The sequence below is a fragment of the Dyadobacter sp. UC 10 genome, assembly GCF_008369915.1.
Lineage (GTDB): Bacteria > Bacteroidota > Bacteroidia > Cytophagales > Spirosomataceae > Dyadobacter.
In genome coordinates this window covers 6,278,752-6,302,574 of the sequence record NZ_VSRN01000001.1, presented here as the reverse complement: position 1 = coordinate 6,302,574, position 23,823 = coordinate 6,278,752, and the positions used below count along the sequence as shown (strand labels likewise).

Annotated in this window: 10 protein-coding genes and 1 pseudogene; 7 read left to right on the top strand and 4 right to left on the bottom strand. The window is 47.0% G+C overall.

The window, feature by feature from the left end; all coding sequences use genetic code 11:
• The first annotated feature begins 47 nt into the window (after nt 1-47).
• Nucleotides 48-674: a response regulator transcription factor gene (locus FXO21_RS26010; protein ID WP_149642826.1), complete on the top strand. Its 627-nt coding sequence runs from the start codon at nt 48-50 to the stop codon at nt 672-674.
• A gap of 9 nt (nt 675-683) precedes the next feature.
• Here FXO21_RS26010 and FXO21_RS26005 read toward each other — a convergent pair whose 3' ends face one another.
• Entirely contained in the window at nt 684-1,328 is a 645-nt protein-coding gene (locus FXO21_RS26005; protein WP_149642825.1) for a response regulator transcription factor, read from the bottom strand.
• Nucleotides 1,329-1,909: 581 nt separating this feature from the next.
• On the opposite strand from FXO21_RS26005, the gene FXO21_RS26000 reads away from it, so the two are divergent.
• The 5 genes and pseudogenes from FXO21_RS26000 to FXO21_RS29250 form a co-directional block, all read left to right on the top strand.
• Nucleotides 1,910-3,397, top strand: coding sequence for a tail fiber domain-containing protein (locus tag FXO21_RS26000; RefSeq protein ID WP_149642824.1), 1,488 nt, complete (start codon nt 1,910-1,912; stop codon nt 3,395-3,397).
• A 7-nt stretch (nt 3,398-3,404) separates the two neighbouring features.
• Nucleotides 3,405-4,679 carry a T9SS type A sorting domain-containing protein gene (locus FXO21_RS25995; RefSeq protein ID WP_149642823.1) on the top strand — a complete coding sequence of 425 codons (1,275 nt, stop codon included), beginning with the start codon at nt 3,405-3,407 and terminating at the stop codon, nt 4,677-4,679.
• A 1,891-nt stretch (nt 4,680-6,570) separates the two neighbouring features.
• On the top strand, nt 6,571-7,191 hold the full coding sequence (locus FXO21_RS25990) for a response regulator transcription factor (RefSeq protein WP_149642822.1): 621 nt from the start codon (nt 6,571-6,573) through the stop codon (nt 7,189-7,191).
• A 358-nt stretch (nt 7,192-7,549) separates the two neighbouring features.
• Nucleotides 7,550-8,230: an aquaporin Z gene (aqpZ, locus tag FXO21_RS25985; RefSeq protein ID WP_149642821.1), complete on the top strand. Its 681-nt coding sequence runs from the start codon at nt 7,550-7,552 to the stop codon at nt 8,228-8,230.
• Between the two features lie 280 nt (nt 8,231-8,510).
• Nucleotides 8,511-8,636, top strand: a pseudogene (locus FXO21_RS29250) (hypothetical protein); the annotation flags it as partial.
• Between the two features lie 548 nt (nt 8,637-9,184).
• On the opposite strand, the gene FXO21_RS25970 reads toward FXO21_RS29250, so the two are convergent.
• The 3 genes from FXO21_RS25970 to FXO21_RS25960 form a co-directional block, all read right to left on the bottom strand.
• Nucleotides 9,185-9,655 (bottom strand): helix-turn-helix domain-containing protein, encoded by a 471-nt coding sequence (locus tag FXO21_RS25970; protein ID WP_149642819.1) that lies wholly within the window; start codon nt 9,653-9,655, stop codon nt 9,185-9,187.
• Nucleotides 9,656-9,897: 242 nt separating this feature from the next.
• A complete protein-coding gene (locus FXO21_RS25965; protein WP_192579327.1) occupies nt 9,898-15,150 on the bottom strand; it encodes an Ig-like domain-containing protein in 5,253 nt (1,750 codons plus the stop codon).
• 628 nt (nt 15,151-15,778) lie between these two features.
• The gene (locus tag FXO21_RS25960) at nt 15,779-19,774 is read right to left on the bottom strand and encodes a hybrid sensor histidine kinase/response regulator transcription factor (RefSeq protein WP_149642817.1); all 3,996 of its coding nucleotides are present in this window, start codon (nt 19,772-19,774) and stop codon (nt 15,779-15,781) included.
• A gap of 506 nt (nt 19,775-20,280) precedes the next feature.
• Here FXO21_RS25960 and FXO21_RS25955 point away from each other — a divergent pair.
• A complete protein-coding gene (locus FXO21_RS25955) occupies nt 20,281-23,790 on the top strand; it encodes a choice-of-anchor Q domain-containing protein (RefSeq protein WP_149642816.1) in 3,510 nt (1,169 codons plus the stop codon).
• Nucleotides 23,791-23,823: the final 33 nt, after the last annotated feature.

Below are 23,823 nucleotides of genomic sequence, written 5' to 3'. Positions count from 1 at the left end.
ACCGTCATTTTTATGTACTATTTTAAAATTCACCACCTTATACTTCTATGAAAGTGCTTATAATAGAGTCTCAGCCACTGATGCGCGGTGCGATAAGACAAGAAATTAAGGATCACCTGCCAAAATCCAAAATCACGCACGTAACAAGTATTGATGAGGTTATGCAGGCTGTCAGGGACCAGTCCTTCGATCTGGTGATCCTCGAAATATGTATCAAGGGCGCAAGTATGCAAATCATCAAGGACATATGCGCATCAAAACTGGGTATCAAAATTCTTGTCTACTCGTCACTAAGCGAAGCAATTTACGCATTACCCGCCGTGTCGTCCGGTGCGCACGGCTTTTTATCTAAAGACAGTTCAATCGATCAGCTTCGGATTGCCGTTGATACTGTGCTCGGTTCGAAAATCTATTTCAGTAAGGCTATACAGGATGCCCTTTTGTCGCAGGTCATTGCCAACGTTAATTTCTCCGACCATGACCCGTTAAAAATCCTGACACCCCGTGAAAGTCTTGTGATGCAATTGCTTTTACAAGGAAATAAAGTGCGTGAGATAGCCCAGAAGCTCGATTTGCAGCAAAGTACCGTGAGTACATTCAAATTAAAAGTATTCAAGAAATTAAAAGTGGACAGCATGATGGCCCTATCTGCAAAAATGAATATGCTGCGTTAGCAGGCCGGATTAATCATGGTCTAGCGCGATATCGTCGATGATCTTGGAAAGTTCGACAGTACTAGTGATGCCGCATTTCTGGAAAATCTTCTTCTTGAAAGTACTGATAGTGCTCAATTTAAGCTGCAAATGGGTCGCGATTTCCTTGGTCCACATTCCCTGGATCAAAAGCCGGCTGATTTCAAGCTCGCGGTCGGTAAGGCTGGTCCATTTCCGCTTTTTGATTTTTGTATAATTTTGCGGCAACTGCATCACCAGTTGGCCTTTTAGATCCTCGCTAAGATACTTCTCGTCATTCACTACCGCTGCTAAGGCCTTTCCGTAAAGCTCGGGGTTGGAACGCTTGGATAAAAAACCATCCGCACCCGCCTGCACATATTTTAGTGCATACTTTTGTTCCGGTAGTCCACTAAAAACAAGAACTTTGATTTCGGGGCGTGTGGCCTTGATTGATTCGATCATCCTTACGTCTTGGCCGCCAGGCACATGGATGTCGAGCACCACCAGATTTATCGACAGTTCCTGAATTATATGCAGCCCGGCGTTGAAACTTTCAGCTTCGAAAATCTCTGCTTCCGGGAAGATTTCCCGGATGACTAGCGTCATTCCCATTCGTACCACTGCGTGATCCTCAATAATTAGCACTTTTATCATAATAGATTATATCACCAAAATTGGGATGATTGCAAATGGGTCAAAGTATTTTGGTATGCAAAACAAAGTTAGGGCAAAGTAGGATGGGGTGCAATATCTTACATGTAGGTTTTAAATGACTTGGTAAGCTTGCCGAGAGTTAGCTTCACAGTTTCTGTTTCAATCCAAGCTATAACAAAGGCGTATAACCAAGAAATATTATGTATAAGACTATCCATAATATTTTAGGGATTTCCATAGAAACATTTCTACTGTTACAATATTCGGCCTCTCGTAATATGTTGCATGTGAGCACATTATCAAATATGAATTTGAGTTTATTCATTTGCAGCTTAAAACCGCTTTTGTTTTTTGCTGTACTTTGTAAACATAGTTCGCAGGAGTCTTCTTGGCAAAGGCTTTAAGCGAATAGCTTGTCAACCCACCCACTTGTTAAAAAGTAAACAGTTCAAATGCTGTATATGCTTCGTTGAACTCAATCAGAACAGATAGCCCCATCAGTGACACAAAATTCTGATGCAATTTTACCTCTAAATGATTCTGTGGATTGTAATTTTTTTAACTAAAATCAATTATACGCAATGAAAGTAAAACAACTACTAACACGCACTGCCGGTGCACTCTCAGTGACTGCCGGTTTGCTTTTTGTGGGTTCGCCTTTGATGGCGCAGGTCAAAATCGGGGACAATCCGAACTCTATCAATCCGAATTCCATCCTGGAACTGGAAAGTACTACAAAGGGCTTTCTCCAACCTCGCGTTGCTCTCACCTCTCTTACTGATCCAGCTCCACTTACAGCCCATGTGGCCGGTATGCGCGTGTTCAACACGGCTGCTACCTCTGATTTAGAACTCGGTGAGTATTACAATGATGGTACGAGTTGGGTGAAGCTAGTTACAGCAGTTCCGGAAAGCATGCAAACCTTTGGAAGTGGGGCGCCTTCAGGAGGCTGTTCCTCAGGTGTTATGTATACTGACACGCTTGAGACTAGCTCAACAGTGGGACTTCAATGGACTTGTGTCGGAGGTTCTTGGGTGAGCTACAAGGCGCCCAATAGTACACCTTTTTATCTGACAGGCACAGCCAACGATGCAGGATCGAATAAGTTATCTTCTGTCTTTAGAAACGGCGCGATTATATCTGCTCGAAGGGAAGGAACTGGAAGATCTACGATTCATGCTGGTGGTATTATACAGCTTTTCAGATCGCCTGCACTTGGAGGAAATTTTGGTGGATCAATTGATTTTTCTAATAGTGCTGCTCAACCGTCATTATATCGAATTGGCGTTCGAAATGATGCCGGACCTGCCGGCGGCACTGGATTGGCTTTCCAGCAAGGCACAAGCATTCAAATGGTTATAGGATCCAACGGAAGCGTAGGCATTGGCACTCATACTCCTACACGACCGTTACATGTAGTTGGAGCGATCCATGCTGGTGCTCATGGGAATGACGCTACAGGCTATGCTACCGCTGAATCGCCTTCAAACGGGACTATGCTTGTTTATGCTTCCGGGACTAATAGAGCTCAAATCATTAATCAATCCTCCGGAGAAGATCCCAATATGATTCTAACAAGAAGAGGGGCTGTAAACAATGGCGATGTATTTGTGAGGTTTGGAACTACAAACATTACAAATTTAGGAGCAATTGTACGTAATGGTAGTAATGTCGCCTTTGCGGCAACATCAGACCGTCGCTTGAAAGAAAATATCAAAAATACGCATTTCACTATTTCAGATCTGATGAAGGTAGGGGTCGTTGACTATAATTACATAAGCGACCAAGCCAAGACCGCAACCACAGGTTTTATCGCTCAGGATCTTTACAAAATATACCCTGATGCCGTTATTAAAGGAGGCGATGATGCCAAAAACAAGCCTTGGTTAGTTGACTATAGTAAAATCACCCCACTTTTAGTAAAGGCAGTTCAGGATCAGCAGAAAAAAATCGAATTGCTCGAAGCGCAATTGAGTGAGATGAACGCGCTCAAAGCGGAAGTGGCCAGCATCAAGGCGATGCTCGGCAATGCTGCTCAGCAAAATTCTGAGACTATCATTTCAAAATGAGTGAACTATGCACAAAATCATCCATAAAAAGCTCATTATCCTGAGCGCGGGCATGTGCCTTTCGTTCTTGCTAATGGTCGATCCGGCGGTTGCCCAGCAGGGGAGCTGGGGAAATACGACAATTTTTGAAGGCACACAGATGACGGTGTTTGGAACCCATGCCTTTGTCACAGGAGGAACGGGCGTTCAACCCGGTATCATCAAAGCCAACCGCGCCGCCTCACCCGGCATCTTGGGCTTTGGGCCCAGTGCCACCTATATAGGGCAAGACGATGCAAACCACGTCGACGGCTATGTTTCCAAAATCGGTAACAGCGCATTTGTATTCCCTGTCGGTGACGGCACCAAACTGCGGGCGGTCGCGATTTCTGCTCCTGCTTCGTCGGGCGTGTACAAAGCGGCATATTTTTCGGGAAGCGCGGGTTCTGCTACCTTGCCGACGGGTGCACCATTTCCACTTGCAAATCTGAATTCCGATGTGACTGGCGTGAGCAACGTGGAATATTGGGATCTTGATGGCACCGGAGAAGTAAATGTTACCCTTACCTGGGATGCGACCAGCAACCTGAGCGAGCTTGCCAGTTCGAGCATCGTAAACCTGCTGGTAGTGGGATACAATACTGCTACCTCTCAATGGGAAAGCCTGGGCAAAGCAGGTGGTACCACAGGTACACTGGCAGGCACTGGTACCATTACTGCGAACGGCATAATCCCTGATAACTATTCGGCATTTACCTTTGGAGCAAACAGCGCCCTGCCGGTAACACTAGTCGCATTCAATGCCCGCAAAGAAGGTAGCTCGGCATTACTCAAGTGGTCGACCACGGCCGAAACTAACAGCGAACACTTCGAAATCGAACGCAGTGGCAACGGAAAGTCGTGGAACACGATCGGTATGATAACATCCAAAGGCGAGAGTGCGGTGCTGGTCGATTACACCTTCACGGATGCATCCCCGCTGGACGGCGAAAACCTTTATCGCCTGAGAATGGTCGATAAGGACGAAACATTCGCGTATAGCAGCATCCGGAACCTGACTTTCGACCTGGGCAAATCGCAATTCCTTTACCCAAACCCGGCGCGCGACGTAGTTTACATCAAGGAAGCAGAGAATGTCACAACAGTCTCAATTCTGGACTTGAAAGGTACGATCATACAAAACGCAGAGTTGACGCAAAATGGAACGTTCCGGGTAGCTGAACTGACAGCAGGTATGTATATTGTGAAAATCATTTACAAGAATGGTTTGATGACATCACAGAAAATCGCAATTGCGCAATAAATCACATTAATGTAATGCTTGTGTAGCCTCGGGATGATTTTCCGGGGCTACTTTATGGGAACATAAATCACACATGGTCTTAACAGTTTGCGTTTTTTAGCAGATAATAAACTATTGTTTTTCAGTATCGTTCCTTCAATAACCATTTTCAATGCCTCCGGCAAGCATCCTATCTGCGAACTTCTGGAAATTCGTCTGCTCTGGCAGAAAGATACCTTGGCGCATATTTTTCTTCCGACTTTCCTGGATGCACCAAACTCTTTATGCTAGGTCGGACTATCTGTTGAATCATTTTAGGACTATTACTGCCGGGAATATCAATGTCCAAGTCCACATAACTAATTCGTTACTTTCCCAAGATATCCATCCCTGTCTCAGAAGTAGGAGCTGTAAATACAGCAACTTCTGAAGAGGTGTTCTCAATTAGTGTTCGCAAAGCTCATACTTATGATTTCGCGATTTTCAATGATAAGTAGCCTTTTTTATTTTTTCCGTTCGGGGGGTATCTGAGCTGCATTAAAACTGTAAAATTACTATAAGTAACTAGCTTTATACAATGGAAATGTTTCTGTTTTGAGCTCATGTTTGATCGAAACATTTCTATTGTTTTCATTGAAAAATACCAATGATTATCTAATCACGCTTTTTTATCTTTGTAACACTCAGTAATAATTCTACATCTACTAACAATCCAATCGGAAATCGCTTATGAAAATCATTTACTTCTTCAAATGCCAATTGCATCATAAACCTGTAACCGTTATTTATTAAGTCCGATTAGGCGAAGCATGGGCAGTGTGTTGTTAGAAAGAAAGCAAATAACTAAAATTATTTTCGGTGCATACCTGCGCTCTGCGTATAAGGAGCCCAGAAAACAACCAACTCCTTGCAAATGTGGCACATGACCGTGTACCTCGCTGAGCAATAAACTCAATATAGTTTGCACCTTAGCGATATAACAGGATGATTTCAACGTTTTTAAAAAAAACTAACTCCCAAAAAGACTATCCCGGGCTTTTTGCTTGCGCCACAGAACTGGTCCGTTTCATTGATGCAGGGGATGTATTCATAATCCTGCTGGCAGACGGAAGGATTATACATTTTAAGCCAAACAATTCCGAAGGCTTCCGGCTCTGGCTGGGTAACCATAATATTACAGACCTAACCCGAAGGCATAAACCTTGGAACTATGGATATCTCCATGATCTTTTAACCAAACTTTGCAACTAAAACTAACTATTTAAAAATAACTCGCAGTCTCCCCCTCTTTAATTTTATTTTAATGGAAAAATCAATTCAATACCACAAGAACCGTAGAACCTTCCCAATTATCTGGACCATTATTTTTACTATTGTTGCCGGATCATTTTTATGGCTGTCAATATTAGTATTTGGCTACGAATTTTTATTAGTTCAGCACTAGGTCAGACGTTCATAATTTAAAACTTATAAAAACGGCTCGTGAAGTATCAGTACCTGTCACACTCAACTATTAACTAGCCGCTTTATCTTATTATTGGCCTAACTAAACCAGTTCGTAGGGTAAACCACCAGTGTAGCGCAATCTTTATGTTAAAACCGGATTGAGCTTCGGTTTGCAAATACAGTTTATAGCTTTGGAACAATGAAATACTTTTATTAAAACAACACTATCATTGCTTATTAAATTAAACTACTTCTCATATAAGCCTAGGCTTCGCTGTTTCAAATTATTGTAATCATATCATTGGCTTTACGTCCCAATCAAAACCAAGTTACACTGGCCTTAGATTGATTAACCCTTTCCTGGATAAGCGACCGGTTTAGTGATGAATTATAAACTACCTATAAAATAATCGTGCGCAGAATTAATTTTTCGACCTATCACTAAACACAATATAACTTTAACATCATGACGATATTGATCGTTACAGACAGCCCCCTTTTTGAAGTTGGATTACAAGCAATTATAAAAAGCGAATTCTCAGAGGCGCAAATTTTGCAAACTAATACATTGAAAAGCAGTATCGCACTATCTGCCGGGAAGCCCGTTCATATGATGTTACTGGATGCAAGCGTTGATGACGGCAAGGACACCAACCTATTAAAAGCTTTTAAGCAAAGTTCCAAGGCACTTGTGATGGTGCATCTGGGCGATGAGCTGGTATATATTTACCCTTTCATCAGAGCGGGAGCAAATGGGTTGCTTTCCAAAAAATGCACCTCTGCCGAAATCTGTGAAGGCATCAAGAAAGTATCAAAAAATTTACCATTTGTAAGTTCCGAAATTCAACAGCTCTTACTGTCGCACATTACATCCGACAAAGTAATTGCCAGCCAAGGATTGACCAAAAAAGAAAGCCAATTGGCTGAATTGATCGCGACAACTAAAACTCGCAATGAAATCGCGGCAATAGCCGGGATCAACCCGCAAACCGTTACAACCTATAAGCGCAAAATTTTTCAAAAACTGATGGTAAACAACATTTTAGAGCTCAATATCAAGCTCAAAAAACTTACTGTCCTCCGATAGCTGTCAGCTAGGAATGGCATTTACATTCATGACAGACCAGGAAAATATTTAAAATCCCCAATAACAGTTTTAGTTGAGTGTTGGTAGTAATACAGATCAACCTTTAAGCAATGCCTGATGGTTGTCTTAAATATTATCCAACATCAAACACACCGCATGATTAACCGCGTCTACAATGACCGATCTGGCTTCCGAAACCATAATTGGGGCCGCATTTTAATATTTATAATACTGATAATTTTGGTCTACATTTCCAGGAAAAGCTAAGTTATTTTATTTCAATTAGCTAACCTGTCACATCCTCGACAGAAGGTCTCTTTCAGAACATGGTCCACTTGAAACACATTAATTTAAAAATATGAAAAAATATATAGCAGAATTTATTGGCACGTTTTGGCTTGTTCTAGGTGGCTGTGGCAGTGCAGTACTTTCGGCCGGCTTTCCTCAGGTTGGTATAGGGCTTTTAGGGGTCTCGCTGGCATTCGGGTTGGCTGTGCTTACCATAGCATATTCGCTCGGCCATATTTCGGGTGCCCACTTAAACCCGGCAGTTTCTATCGGCTTGTGGGCAGGTGGGCGCTTTGAGGGCAAGGCGCTACCGGGCTATATATTGTCACAGGTTCTGGGGGGGATTGCAGGAGCTGCTATGCTTTACCTGATCGTTACTGGCAACGGCAGTCCCATCGGTGATTTTGCAGCAAATGGCTATGGTGAGCATTCTCCTGGCAATTACAGTATGGGCGCAGCACTCATTACTGAATTTGTGATGACATTTATATTCCTGATTATCATTCTGGGCTCGACTTATCCATCGGCACCTTTTGGTTTTGCTGGGATTGCTATTGGTCTGGGGCTTACCCTGATCCATTTAATCAGTATCCCTGTCAGCAATACTTCGGTTAATCCCGCCCGTAGCATCAGCCAAGCTATTTTTGTGGGCGGATGGGCAGCCCAGCAACTATGGGTTTTTATCCTTGCTCCGACCGCAGGGGCGCTGCTGGCAGGGGTGCTGTATAAATCAGTGTTTGCCAAAGATTGAGACCCTCGGAAGGCGGCATTGCCGTCTGCATTACAGAACGCGTCCAAACAGCCGCATGAATAGATGTTATGACATCGCTGAAAATCTTATATGATATTCCCTTTTAGATAAGGGTACACGTTGAGTAGTAATGCAAACACCTCCCGGCTTCTTGTCGGGAGGTGCTTTTTTACACGCATTTTTATTCATGCAAGTCAGTATTTAGTCGTTGATAATTTAAAGGTTAAAGTCTCGCGGCAACAGCTCGTTGTTCGATGGTCTTGCTTGACATGACGTACGAGAGGAAATAGAAGATTTTCGTTGGGAATACAATCACTTCAGGCCACATAGCGCACTGAATGATTACCCGAAGGAATTTGTTGATTTAAACCGAGAAAAACCGGAAACTCTACTTTCAACCGTCTGAAAACCTGGAAGGGGCTTAACTTAAAATTTAATATCAACCGTTAGCTGTCCAGTGATTAGGGAGTATTTCAGGAAATCATATCAGTTCCAGCCTTGTGAAGGAGCCGATAGGCCCGGTCGAGTCATTATTTTCTGACACTTAGTACTTGTATTTGCAAAGTGTAAAGCCAAACGGAACCACATCAATTACCGCTAACATCGTTCCACATGCTCCACAACATCTTTTTAACCATATTTGCGGTTCCGTGGATGATGCCGTAAACGAGACAAAGCGGTAAAATGCAAGGGAGGAATATTATCCACTTAAGAGCCATGGCGAAGTTTTTGGATCTCATATCTAGTGATGTCTTCTGTTTAATTAGTAAGTACATGCGCCGGATTTCATGTGTGATGCACATGGGTAAAAATCGGGATTCTAAGAAGAAAATATCGTCAGGGATGTAACAAGTCTTATCAATTTAGTATCAACTGAGCCTGCTGGGTTATTTTGTTGTTTGATTCCTGTTGCAGTTACTAAAAGCTGCCATTCAATAAAATGCCGCAGGACCGTCATTTTTTGTATTGCTGAATGAAACCCGAAGGTGTTATTTTGTAGCGGTCCCTGAAACATTTGCTGAAATATGCCTGGCTTTTGAACCCGGCTTTGCGGGCAGTATCTGAAACCGAATGTTCTTTTTTCAAAAGCTCTCTGGCCCGCGTGAGACGATAATTCCGGATTAGGTCACTGGTCGCATATCCGGTATGGGATTTTACTTTCCTGAAAATGGTCATCCTGCTCATGCTGAATTCGGTACTGAGATCTTTGATGCCAAAGAAAGGATCGCTAAACCGCACACGCAGGATTTTAAACAGTTTTTTCAGAAACGGATTTACTTTCGCCGGATGTATCAATCGTCTGTCGGCCTCTGGCGGGATACTGTGTGTGGGCTTTGCTAGGAGCAAAAGGAGAAAGTCTCTTTCAGGTTTTGTTAACGAATGTAGAATTTCAAGTGATTTAAAGATAAGATCATCGTGTTCCATAGCGCGTTATGTTTAGGAGAGCTTGTTTATACAGCGGTTCTGAAAGTTCTTTTCGGGGATTGTAGTGTAGGTTTTTCGATTTTTTGGGTAGGGTAAACTGGAAAATTTTCAATAAAATCTTCTTTAAACACTAAAAGTAAGTTAAAAACAGAGACTGTCCAGGTCAGGACAGTCTCTGTGGCAATCAACTTTAGCTAATGTGTATACAGTGTTTAAAAAGTGTGTATACAGTGTGATTCCTTTTACCTGGCGATCACAATTTTGCGGACTGCCACGGACCCATTTTTCCGGGTTACTTTCACCAGATAAGTGCCTTGTGGCAATTTGGTAATGTTCACCTCTTCGTAAGGGATTTCCTGGGACTGGTAGACTGTCAGTCCACCTGCATTCAGGATGTCTATCCGGCTCACGTTTTTCCAATCGCTGGTCCTGATATGCAGTATATCAGACACCGGGTTGGGGAAAACAGTAGTTTCGGTGGTCCTCTCAAAACTGCCGCTCCGAATGGCGCTGTACGCAAAGGTGCTGTCCCTGTCGACCATTTTAAGCCGGTAGTAGTTTATTCCTTCAACCGGTTCGGTGTCTGTAAAGGTATACGAATTGGTTTGGACGTCATCTCCGGCTGCAGACACCCGTCCGATCGCCGCCCATTCGCGTCCATTGCCACTTCTTTCTATATCGAAATGGCTACTATTCACTTCTGAGGCAGTTTTCCACGTCATTTGGGCCGTTGTTCCCTCTTTCTTTACATCAAAGGATATTAATGTCACCGGTAATTCCACACATTCTTCCTCTGTCAGGACATCCACTTCAACTGTTCTTACAAACTGACATCCAGAGGCAAGGTCTGTTACGGTAACAGAATAGGTGCGATCGACAGAAGGGGTCACAGTTGGATTAGCAATGTTCGCGTCGGAAAGGAATTCTGAAGGTGTCCAACGATATTGATAATTGCCAGAACCTGATGTAACATTCAGAGTGATTGCTTTCGACTGATCTGGGCACAATTTCAAATTTGCTGAAGTCACATCGATCCCTGGGTTTACGACTATGACGACTTCCTTGGCATTTGTACAGCCCGAAACTGAATTGGTTTGGGTCAGTCTGTAGGTTTGCGTACTGGTCGCGGCAATTTGTGTATTGGGGTTGGTGGGGTCTTGTACACCAGTTCTTGGGCTCCACTCCCAAAGTGTGTTCGGAGGCACTGTGCCTTGAATACCGACTGTGGCCACGCCGCCTTCGCAGATCGTTGTATTACCTGTGATGTTAAAATCTACAGGTGTGTTCACTGTTACGGTAACTTCCCGGGTGCTTTCGCAACCATCCGCATTCGTTGCCGTCATGGTATAAGTCGTCGTGCTGGCAGGGCGAACGGTAGGGTTTGCCACATTGTTTGGGCCGACAATTCCAGCCCCTGTCCAGGCATAAGTGACCCCTGTTACTGCCGTCGCGCCCAGTACAACGGTCTCTCCAGCGCAGATAACCTGATCAGGCCCTGCATTTGCCAGAGGACTTATCCGCACTTGTTCTCTGAAAGAGCAACCGGCCGGGCCAATCATGTCAACCGTGACGGTGTAGATGATTTCCTGAGTAACTGTTGCGGTAGGATTGGCGACATTAGGATCGCTCAACCCCGTAGCCGGCGACCATTGGAACATAGCGTTTTCGGGTGCGGCTGGATTGGTGCCGTTCCCATATCCGATCTGGACGCTTTCCTCTTCACACAAATTCACGTCGGCAAGATCGATCGATGCTGGGCGGGGAGTAACGGTAATTGTTACATTTGCCGAGAGCGGTGTCGTACAGGTTTCGCCAAAGGAGACTTTTACAACAAAGGTCTTTGTTTCCAGTGCGTTTGAATAACTAGGTCGCGCGCAGGTGGTGCAGCTCAATCCTGTGGCGGGGGTTGTCCCGTCTGCTTCAAACCATGCATAGGTTGCACCCGGAATAGCCTCGGTGCCCAATGTTGTAGATTGCCCCTGACAAATCTCTTGGTCGGCGCCGCTGTATTCATCTTCTTCCTGTTCGTTTCTTACCACTACCGAGTCGGTTGCTGTACAGCCTGTGAGCGTATCTGTTGCGGTAACGGTGAACGTTTGAGGCGCAGCGACCGCAAATATGACCTGAGGCTGGGCTTGGCTGCCGTCGGTACCGTTTGTCCATGCCGCGTCTTCAGGTTCCCAATGATAGATCCAGTTAGTCCCGGCAGGTGCGGGAAGGCCGAGTGTGGCAGTTCCGCCGTTACAAACAGCGCGGTCGGGGCCGGCATTAACGACAATTGTGCTGACATCCACGGGGACTGTGTAGGTGCTGGTACAGCCGCTGGCATCCTCAGTCACTACGACTGTGTAGACGGTAGCTTCATTGACAGTCACAACCGGGTTGGATATCGAAGGATCACTTAATGCATTAATTTGATCACCAGTCCACTGGTAGCTGAATCCACCTGCATCGGCCGCTCCGATCGTAATCGGGGTACCGGCACAGCCTGCACCGCCTGCCATGTTAAAGTCGGGCAGGGTCCAGCTGGGCGTGTTCACCTCAAGCGTTTGGTTGCACTGAATGGCTGGATTGGTTTTGTTAGTCAACGTTAGGGTAAGGGTAAACGGACTGTTGTTGGTAATGGTTACGATTTTGGCAGTATCATTGTCTACCATGTTTGAGGGGCCCCATTTAAAGTTATACGCACTTGGGTCGATGTATTTGGTCCCGACTTTAATTTCGGCAAAATTACCGAATACCTTGGGGCATCCCTGGTCGGACACAGTAATGAGTTCAAATTCGCAGATTTCTCCATCTACACATGGTATGATTTCTATATCTGCTGAACACGAAACACCGTTGAGTGTGACCGTCCGCCTGAAAATACTGTTGCCTTCTGTACTGACAAGGTACGCCTCCCGGCCGTTGTTCCGGGTTTCCTGAATGCTCCCCGTACCGCTTACTCGGCTCCATGCATACGTTGCTTCGTCGCAATTATAGTTAACCGCCTCTCTGGAACGTACCCAGCGCGGCCCGCATCTTGTGTCGTCCGCAAAGTCGATGTCTGATTCAATAACCGACACTTTCACTTCATCTGTAAACGAACAGCCGTCCTTTGTTGCCGTTACGGTATAGATCACCGGGCAAATCGCATGTGCGGTACCGGCGTCAAACCTAGGATTGTAAGTAGAAGCGCTGCTCAGGTATTGGCCGGTCGACCAGGTGTAAGTATATCCTGTGCCTGCGCTGTCCCCCCCGAGTACGACAGTTTCACCCTGACAAATCGTTTTATCAGTTCCCGCAAATTCCAGCAAGTTGTTTGGTGCGCTGAGCGTCCTTACCCACACGGTGTTGGTGCTGGAGCACTCGGTATTGTCTTTTTGCTTTACTGTTACCGTAAGTTGGTATTCGGTATCCTCGGTTGGTTCGGCAATGGGTTGCGCACAGTTCGTGCAGCTCAAGCTGCCGGTTGTCCCCGACAGCACCTCCCATGTATAAGTGATATTAGGGTCGGCAATGGGAGGAGTCCCGATTTGAACACCCTGGTCTGCCTGACAAAACGACTTGTCGGGACCGGCCTGGGCAATGGCGGGAGCGATGGTGACCTGCTCAATGTCAGTACAGCCGTTTCCGTCCTTAACCTGCAGGGTATATGTGGTGGTACTAGTAATGGCCGGTGTGGTAAAGGCGGCAGCCGATCCCACCTCCGTACCGTATACAGGGCTTCCCAGATACCAGGTGTAGGTGTAGTTCCCGTCACCGTTCGTTGCTGAGCCGTTGAGTGTAACCGTATTGTCGCCATCTTCGCAGACATACCATAGCGGCCCGTCGGCATTGGCGATGGGCGCAACCTGGGCATTGACAGTCACGGTTGCTACGGCAGAGTTATTTAAATTTACCAGCTCGCAAAAAGCCGATACAGCCTTTACTTGGCGACGGTACCAGCGTGTTTCATTACCTGAAAGGGGTTGCAGGTCTTTGAAAATTTCACCGGCTATGTCTGTCCATGGGCCTGTAGCGGAGGTTCCTACCTGCCACTGATAAGTCAGTGCGCGTGAATCCCCTGCCGGGGCAGTGATCTGTACATCAGATCCGACAATCACATCGGGAATCCCCAGCACACAGGTTGTCTGCTCGCGTGGGGACAGGGTATTGGCCGAGATAGCAAAACCTTCGGGAAACTCTTCCTCATTCAATTTTGCAAGAAAACCGCCCGCGTTCAACGTGTAATTGCAGGCGCCCTCACCGGTAATAGTGCCGGTATTAGATCCTGTGAAATACACATTGCCGTCACCGTCAACTTGAACGGCTCTGGCAACGGCGCTGCCGTTCAACCCCTTTTGCCAGGCGATGGTACCATCTGCATTCAGCTTTTGTACGGCATTCCCATTGGCCACATATACACTGCCAGCATCCGTATCGACGCCTCTACCCGTGCCTGTCAAGGTTTTGGCCCAAACAAAATTGCCGTCTGCACTCAGTTTCTGCACGAAACCAGGCCCGTCGCTAAGATTGCTGGTGCCTGTTCCGGGATCGAAGTCCGCTGTGCCACTGAAGCTACCTGCGATAAGTACATTTTGTCCGGCATCCGTCTTAATTCCTTCACCTGCGGATGTGCTTCCTTTGATACTTTTGGCCCAAAGAAAATTGCCGTCCGCATTCATCTTCTGAATGAAGGTATTCGTTGCGCCGCCTTCCTGGCTCAGCTCCTGGGTACCGGTGCCCGGATCAAAGTCAATCGTCCCGCTAAATATACCGGTCGTATAAACATTGCCGCTGCCATCCAGGGCGATAGCGTTTGCTTCACTTCTGTTTTCGGTGCCTGTCGCGCCAAAGCTCTTTGCCCAAACGAAATTTCCTTCCGTGTCCAGTTTTTGGATATAAGTATTGCCGGCTCCCGAAATGGTGCTGTTTGATTGCATTATATGGGTTCCGGTTCCTGGGTCAAAATCAGCCGAACCTCTGAAATACCCGGTTGAATACACATTCCCGGCTGCATCCACCTGAACTTTGTTCCCTTCACTGGTTTGACCCGAATCCATCGCCTTAACCCAGAGAAGGTTTCCGTCGGCATTCAGTTTCTGAACAAAAATAGCTGAATTACCTATCGCCTGAGAAGAGACTATATGCGTGCCTGGTCCCGGGTCAAAATCGACCGCTCCCAGAAAGTATCCCGTAAGGTATATGTTTCCGGCGGCATCGAGAGCAATCCCATATGCGCGACCACTCCCTATAGACTGCCCCTTCATTGCCATGACCCGGATAAAATTGCCGGAGGGGTCCAGTTTTACTACAAAGGGTTCTTCTCTACCATCATTTGTGAGTGTATAAGTCCCAGGCCCCGGATCAAAGTCTGTTGCTCCATTAAAACTTCCTGCAATTAAAAAATTACCCTGTGCGTCCCGGGTAATTGAGTGGGATTGAACATTTGCTCCCTGAAAACCCTTGATCCACTCTAGTCCTATGGATTCCTGGGCGAAAAGCATGGGGGCCAACCCAAGATATAATATCATTAGGGCCCCAAGTTGTCGTATTTTTTTTATCAACATTTTTACGATTAGTTATTAATAAATTGTACTAAAGTCACGAAGCGTCAATACATGTTATGGACTAAATCCAAGCAGCGTTTATAACCGCTTCAACGGCCATGAGTTGTAAAATAAGAGCTTGACAGACCGGAATTTGCTTCAATTGATTTTCTTAACTTTTTCAAGTTCTTTGGTTGCTGGTTTTTACATAGGCAGGTTTTGAGTTTAATGCATCACAGAAACTATTTTTACGAATGGAGGTGCATTTGGTTACAGCTAATCGAATGCAGGTTTTTACGCGAATTTTTGTAATCATTCATTGCTTTCGAAGCGTTCAGCCCGATACAAAAGATGATCTGTGCATAGCGTGAACGACGGTGACAAAAGTCAGCCTTTCGGGTAGCCAAACGTTATCATTTACGTAACAGATCCTATCAATTTTGTATCAAAAAGCCCGATTAGCGCGTTCCAGGCAATATTTGCGAGCAAATTGCGAGATGTAGTGATATTTCGATCATTCAAAAGCGGGGTGACCTGAAGTAAAAAAAACGGCGATGGGAAGCCGTTTTTTAAGAAAAATGATCGGGGAGGAATGCCATTCGGGCGGTCGTTGCTATGGCTGCTTTTTGATAAATTCGGAAGGGGTCATGTTGTAGAAATCGCGGAAGCATTTTGTAAAATAGGCCTGGCTGTTAAACCCGACTTTGAAGGCGGTTTCTGAAATTGATTCGCCTTTTTTCAAAAGCTCGGTGGCTCGGTTTAGCCGGTAATTGCGGATCAGGTCACTGGGCGCGTACCCGGTAAGCGTTTTCACTTTTCTGAAAAGGGTCATACGGCTCATTCCCAATTCACCAACAATATCATCGACGCCAAACAATGCATTCTCGAAGTTTGCTTCGAAGAAATTAAACAGTTTTATCAAAAATGGATTCGTTTCTTCGCTAGGCGTCAGGCTGGCGTTGGGTTGGCTGAACTGGGATTGTACCCACTCTCTTTGTCTTCTCTGCCGTTCCAGCAGGTTCTGTACCCGGAGGGCCAGTTCCTGAGCATGAAAGGGTTTGGTCAGATAGTCGTCGGCGCCGTAGGTTAGCCCTGTTATCTTGCTTTCCTGCGAGCTTTTTGCCGTAAGCAGGATTACGGGAATATGCGAAGTACGGATGTCCTGCTTTACCTGCCCGCAGAAAGTGAGACCGTCCATGACGGGCATCATGACATCGCTGATGATCAGATCAGGGAGCATCCGTAGGGTAGCGTCGTAACCTTCCTGCCCATTTTTGGCCAGCGCGACCGAATACGAGGGCGGCAGGCTGTCGGCAATGTAGGCGGCCAGCTCCTGATTATCTTCTACAACCAGAATATTGGGCGTTTGGGTATCATCTTGATGTGCCGACCCGACAATCGCTCTTGGAGCCTCTGTTCTGGCCTGGGCCTGATTATAGGGGAGGGTTATTTCAAACCGGGCGCCTTCGCCCAATGTGCTGGTCACCTCAATTCTCCCGCCCTGCAGCTCCACCAGTTCTTTGACCAGCGACAGCCCGATGCCTGTACCCTGCTGTTGAAAGTCCATTGTGGAATTGACCTGATAAAATCGGACGAATATATTGGGAAGCTTTTCGGCAGGTATTCCGTACCCTGTATCCGCGACGGCAAGAGAGACTTCGTTTCCCTTGCCGGTCAGACAGACGCTAATACTTCCTTTTTGCTGTGTAAACTTCAATGCATTGGCGACGAGGTTGTAAAGGATTCGTTCCAGTTTTTCGGCATCGAAATAATAGTCGTGGTTAATATTTTCATCATGAAAGCTTAGCTGGATCTGCTGTTCATCGGCCTGAGCCTGAAAAGAAAACAAAAGTTCTTTAATGAACTGTACAAGATTTCCCCTGACGGCTTCGACTTGTAATAATTTGGCCTCCGCCTTCGAGAGATCCAGCAATTGATTGACCAGCTGCAGCAATTGTCTTGCATTTCGCTCGATCACATTAATGTATCTGAGATTAATAGGGGACATCAGGTGACCGTCGGGGACGGATCTGAGCTGCTGAACGGGCCCGAGGATCAAGGTAAGGGGCGTACGGAAATCGTGTGTAATGTTGGAAAAAAAGCGGGTTTTCAGCTCATCGACAGCACGGAGCTGCTGGGTTTCTTTTTCTTTGACATAAAGGCGGATCAGCACATAACCGGCGTACACCAAGGCGAGGAAATAAACCAGATAGGCCCACCAGCTCGCCCACCAGGGAGGAGAAATAACGATGGAAAGGGACCGGGTATGCGGGCTCCAGGCGCCGATCGTGTTCGTGGTATTCAGCTTTAAGGTGTACTTGCCGGCGGTCAGGTTCGTATAAATGGCCTCGCCTCGTTTGGGATAGATCCAATTGTCGTCAAGTCCCACCAGCTGGTAACGGTATTGCAGACTTTTATGGCTATCATATTGAAGTCCGGCGAATTCAACGGTCAGGGAATTCTGGTGATATTTTAGCTTGATTTCGTTCACCTGTTGGACTGAAAGGGAATCGATCAACGACGACGGGCCGGGCTCCAGCGCCAGATTGTTGACGCGGATCCCGGTAATTTCCACCTCAGGCTGATAGGAGTCGTCCAGGATCAGGCTTGGGTAAAATGCGGTGATCCCCTCCAGCCCGCCGAGCAGGATGCGGTCGTCAGGAAGGTGGACAAAATGGAACCGGTTAAACTCATCCGCAAGTATGCCGTCTTCTCTGGTAAATGTCCTTTTCTTCAGTGTTTTCCGGTTCATCCTGCACAATCCTCGGTTGGTCGCGATCCAGATGTTTCCCTGCTGATCGGGGATCGCGGCATAGATCACATTGTTGGGCAGGCCGTTACCGGTGTTGAATATAAGAGACTTACCGGTTGTCTTGTCAAATTTACATAAACCCGAGCCAAACGTACCTATCCATAAAATATTCGCGTCCTCCGGATCAGCAAAGAGACAAAACAACAAATCACTGCTCAGCGAAGCCGGGTTTCGGGAGTTGTGCAGATACTGCTTCGCGTGGCCTGTTTTACGGTCAATCCGGAGCAGTCCTTTCTTGTCTGTTGCAATCCACAAGGCAGTCTGATCGACGGTGAACTGAAGAATGTGGGTTTGATTCCATGCTCGGACGGGCTCTTTATCTGAATCGGGAAGCCGGATCGCGTGCGGAAACGATTTCCATTTTTGTGCCGGGGCATCGTACCACAGAGCCAGCGAATCGTACAATACCCATACACGTCCATCGGCATCCGTCGCCAGCGGTACCGGCGATAATGGATATTGATTGTTAAATGAGATGGGCAACGGCACTTCTGTTACCTTACCGGTAACGGTGTTTACGTAATGAAAAGGGGTGCCGCCGATATTGAACCAAAGATTGTTGTGCCCGTCAAGGGTGTATCGAAAGTAGTAGCTTGAAGTAAGGAAAGGGAAAACAGGGATTTGTTCCTGCGACAGTCCAACGCCGATTTTCATCAGGTCTTCGTAGAAGCCGCGTATATAGACAGAGGTTTGAAAAGAGGTTGCTTTTAGATTATATTTATAAATCCCCGAACCCGACGTACCCAGCCAAAGCACGTCTGATCGGTCAATAAACAATCCGATTATAGCTGTCGAGTTGGATTCCTGCTTGAGAATACAGGCAACTCCTTCCCGTTCATTGAAACGATACAGGTTCCCGTATTGCGAGAAATAAGTATTCCCTTTTTTGTCGGTGGCAAACTGCACCCTTTTGATTGCCGACTGCCCGCGGTCGGTCGGGTATGACTTTATTCGTTGTGTTGAAGGATCCAGAAGCGAGAAATAACCGGCAGACAAAATTACAAGCTGGCCGTCGGGCCGCTCGTATAGGCCCAGGATGTCGTTATCCGGAAGGTTACCGGGTGTATCTGGTTGCGCCTGGTAATGGGTAAAGCGGCCCGTTTTTTCATCCAGCCTATTAAGCCCGTCGCGGGTAGCTGCCCATATCGAGCCCTTGCGGTCTTCCAGAATGGTAACAACGGTGTCATGACTCAGGGATTGCGGGTTACCCGGCTCGTGCCGGTAGCTTTTGATATCATTGGTATTCAGATCTATAACAGAAAGCCCTTCATTATTAGACAACCAGATTCGCTGACGGCGGTCCGGATACGTTATGACAGGGAGCTTCTTGAAATATTTCTTGTAGAAAGGTTGGTGCGAGAGCTTAAAGAAGGTCTCACTTCGAGGGTCGAACAGGTCCAGATCCTGCTGTGTTTCAATGAGAAGGTGCCCTTGACGGTCGGTTTGTATACTGATTACGTCGGGTCCGGATAAGCCCGAAGAATCGCCGGGCAAAACCTGAAATAGCCTGAATTCATCTCCGTCGTAACGACAAAAACCATCCAGGGTGGCAACCCACATGAATCCCTTCTCATCCTGGGTGATCGAAGAAACAAACGCTTGAGGTAATCCTTGCTGATCGCCTATGTGTTCTGGTACGGGAAGCTGGAAGGATTGCGCTCTAACAGGTGGAAAATAGGAGGAAAGTAACGATAAGGTTGTCAGAATGAAACAAAAAGTGCTTGCCTGCCTAAAGGAATTGCGATAATCAGTAAAGCAAACAAGCCCTTGTTGAAAAGGTATCTTGAAATAATCCATAAATGTCGAATTCTGCAAACCACGTTGATCATAAGCAGAGACGCCAATTTATAGTTTTTGAGAACTGGAACTTCGTTTTCTTGTAGAAGTTTTTTTGGTTAAACCTATAAGGTTTGCAAATAACATTTTGTTTATGAGCTGGTTATGAATTATTTATTATGTAACCGGAGAAGTTACATCATCACTTCGCTTAATAGCATAAACTGTGCTTAAATTGATCAGCTTTGATCTATACGTTATAGCCTATCTTGTTTTGTGTCAGGTTTTTGAGGCATTCGTATCCGGAATAAATCCAAGTTAACAGGCCGTTCGAAATAGGAAACCCTTTTTGGCCTACACCAATCCTTCACTGACAGATCTGAAATTCCTGCGGGAATAGAGCCGGACGTGCGCGTCTTCCGCTGACTATTTGTGACAAAATTGATAGTATTTGATATCAGCGTTATAATCTATTTCTCCTGAAAATCCGTGATTTGTGGTAATCATCAACCAGTCCCAACATTCCGATGAAAGAAAAAATTTGTACTATACTGACAGTGCTGGCACTCGTGTGCAGCCATACACAGGCACAAACCATCCGTTATGTAAAAGCTACCGACGACGGCGGTTCTATAAACGCAAACGGCCTGAGCTGGGCCATGGCCTCCAATGACCTGCAGGCTATGATCAATGCCTCTTCCGCGGGGGATGAGGTGTGGGTGGCATCGCCGGTAAATCTCCCTATCCGTACGGCAAATACCGGTACTCCGAGCCTGAGCAGATTAAACGCTTTTGTACTGAAAGAGGGTGTAAAGGTGTATGGCGGTTTCCCACGTACGGGTGGAGATTGGGCTACCCGCAATCCCGTCCAGCATACGACAATTCTCACCGGGGAGATGGCAAACCAGGGGAACGATGATGGAAACGATTCCGCCAATGCCTATCATGTAGTAGTGGCGGCCGGGCCTTCAGGCGGAGCACGCCTTTCGACTAACACCGTGCTGGATGGTTTCACCATTACCGGAGGACGGGCAACTTCGTTATCAACTACCATAGTGAATGGCCAGAGGATAAGTAATGACTACGGAGGAGGTATTTTCAATCTGTATTCCGATGCTACATTTACTAACCTGATCATTGACGGAAACAAGTCCATTAACAGAGGTGGTGGGGTATATAATAGCAATACTTTATCCTATTTCCGAAACGTGACCATCACCGGGAATATCTGCGTAAGTTTCGCGATTGGAGGTGGCGGCGGGATGTATAATTTTAGCGATGCTTCTCCGATACTCACGAATGTTCTAATCAGTAGGAACGAGGCATCTTTCGGAGGTGGGTTAATAAATAATCATAGTTCTCCCATTCTGACGAATGTGACGATCAGTGGAAACACCGCTGAAGTCAAGGGCGGCGGAGTTCTTAATGATCTAGATTCATCTCCTATCTTGACCAATGTCACCGTCAGCGGGAATACAGCTTTAAGCACGGGAAGCGAATGGTTTAACAGTTCGGGCACACCCGTGGTGCATAATTCGATTATTTGGGGCAATGGCGTCGACGGGCAACTGATAGGCAGCGACAACGTGAAACACAGCCTGGTGCAGAACCAGACCGAGTCAGATAACCCAGGTTACTATGCAGAAGCCAACCACAACCAGGCCCCGGATACTAACCCCTTGTTTGCAGACCCGGCCAACGGCAAGTACAGCCTGCAAAGCAACAGTCCGGCGATCAACGCAGGCAAAAATCAATACTATTGGGACGCAATAAACGAAGGCGTTTCGCTCCCGCTCCCGGGTGGATCTGATCTTTCCGGAAATCCCCGCATTTTCTACGGTACGATTGATATGGGCGCCTACGAAAGCCAGGCGTTCCCTGTTATTACGCCCGGTCCAAGCAATATTCTCTATGTGGATCATAACGTGAACGGCAGCGATGGCTCCGGCAGTAGCTGGGCCCAAGCTGTGACCGAGCTGGCCGACGCGCTCCGGTATGCCAGGGTCCTGAATAACCACACCGCGGAAAATCCCCTGAAAATATACGTCGCTAAAGGTAGCTACAAGCCATTGTACAGCGCAGACGACAACAGCTATTTCGCCGGCGAAGACCGGTTCAACAGTTTCGTGATGGTGAAAAACGTACAGCTCTACGGGGGCTTCGATCCTGATAACGGCGTGACCGAATTGTCGCATCAACGTATTCTCCCGGCTTCAGGTCAGGCGGGTACAATCCTTTCCGGCGACCTGAGCACGGTCGATGTCAATACGGACAATGCATATAGCGTCGTCATTTCTGCCGGCGACGTGGGCAGCGCAAAGCTGGATGGCTTTACGGTTACCGGCGGAAACGCGGATCTGTCATCGGGAAGCATCACTGTCAACGAACAGGTTTTCGCAAGAAATTTTGGAGGCGGTGTCTGTAACTGGAGATCATCCCTCACCCTGACGCATGTGCATATCACCAGAAATGCAGCCGGTTATCTGGGCGCCGGGATATACAACTATTTTTCTTCCCCGGTACTGATCAATGTCGCCATCACCGGGAATATCTCTTCGGTTTTCGGTGGCGGTGGTTTCAATGTTGGTTCCGCCCCCGTGCTGACCAATGTCACCATCAGCGGGAATAGGGCAAACAATAGCGGCAGCGAATGGCAAAACGCTTCCGGCACGCCAGTGCTCCGCAATTCGATTATCTGGGGCAATGGCGTTGTGGGGCAGTTATACGATGCGCAATACAGTCTGGTACAAAACCAGGCAGAGGCCGGTAACCCAAACTATTATTCAGCATTTAACCACAACCTAGCCCCTAATACCGATCCCCTGTTTACCAACCCGAATACAGGCGATTTCACGCTGTTACCGTGCTCGGATGCCGTCAACGCCGGTACACCGGATATCACAACCCTGAACCTACCACCGGTTGACCTGGCAGGGCAGGAGCGTGTTTTTGCAGATCGCATAGACATAGGTGCCTTTGAAAGTCACCTGGCGCAGCCCTCGGGGCCCGGTGTTGCTCATGCAGCCTATGAGTTAGAAAGGATACAATCTCAAAATGGCACGACGGATTATCTCTACGGCTGTAATGACTGGCTGGCGTCGATAATCACGACAGGTCTGCCGACCGACATAACAGGCAGGACCACCGCCCGGGTATGGATAGAGGACTTGCAACCAGCCCAATATGTACGGCGCCATTACCAAATCACACCTGCCGATAATGCCGAAAGTGCTACCGGAAAGGTCACGCTTTACTTTACGCAAGATGATTTTGATGAATTTAACCTGAGAAATACTACCGCCCGGCTCCCCGATGGCCCAACAGGCGATATAAGCAACCTGCGTATCGAGAAACGCGGTGGGGTAAGTACCGACGGGACCGGCAGGCCGCACAGCTACCCGGGAAATACAGAGACGATTTCGAATGTCGAAGTATTGTGGAACGTTGACCAGCAACGGTGGGAGGTGAGCTTCCACGTAACCGGCCTTAGCGGCTTTTTTGTCAAGACGACCGACTTCCCGCTACCCGTGCGCTGGATATCGTTGACGGCTCGGCTGAGCGATCAGCATAAGGCCGAGCTTGACTGGAAGGTCGATGAAATAAGTGGTTCCCATTACGAGGTGGAAAGAAGCGCCAACGGCAAATCTTTCTCAAAAGTGGCCACGATCGCCAGCGAAGGGGACGGCATACATTGGTACAGTCTGACCGACCCGATCGTATCTGCGGGAAACATTTATTACCGTATCCGTCAGGTGGATCTGGACGGCTCTTATATCTACAGCCGGGTGGTGAGTGTTTTGGCCCCGGATACAATCCGGTTAAGCGTTTACCCTAATCCGACAGCTAACAGGGTAATGGTTGAAATTGGTGCGGAATACATCGGCACAAAACTACGACTGGTCAATGCATCTGGTGTGTTGCTGCAACAGGTAAACGTCACTGAGGCAACCCTGGCGCTTTCTATGCAGCGTTATGCACCGGGGATTTATATGCTGAACACATATGATGGAAAGGTGGTGAAGCTGGTCAGAGAATAGTGTGAGTCGAGCTTTACCTGGCTAAAGTGAACA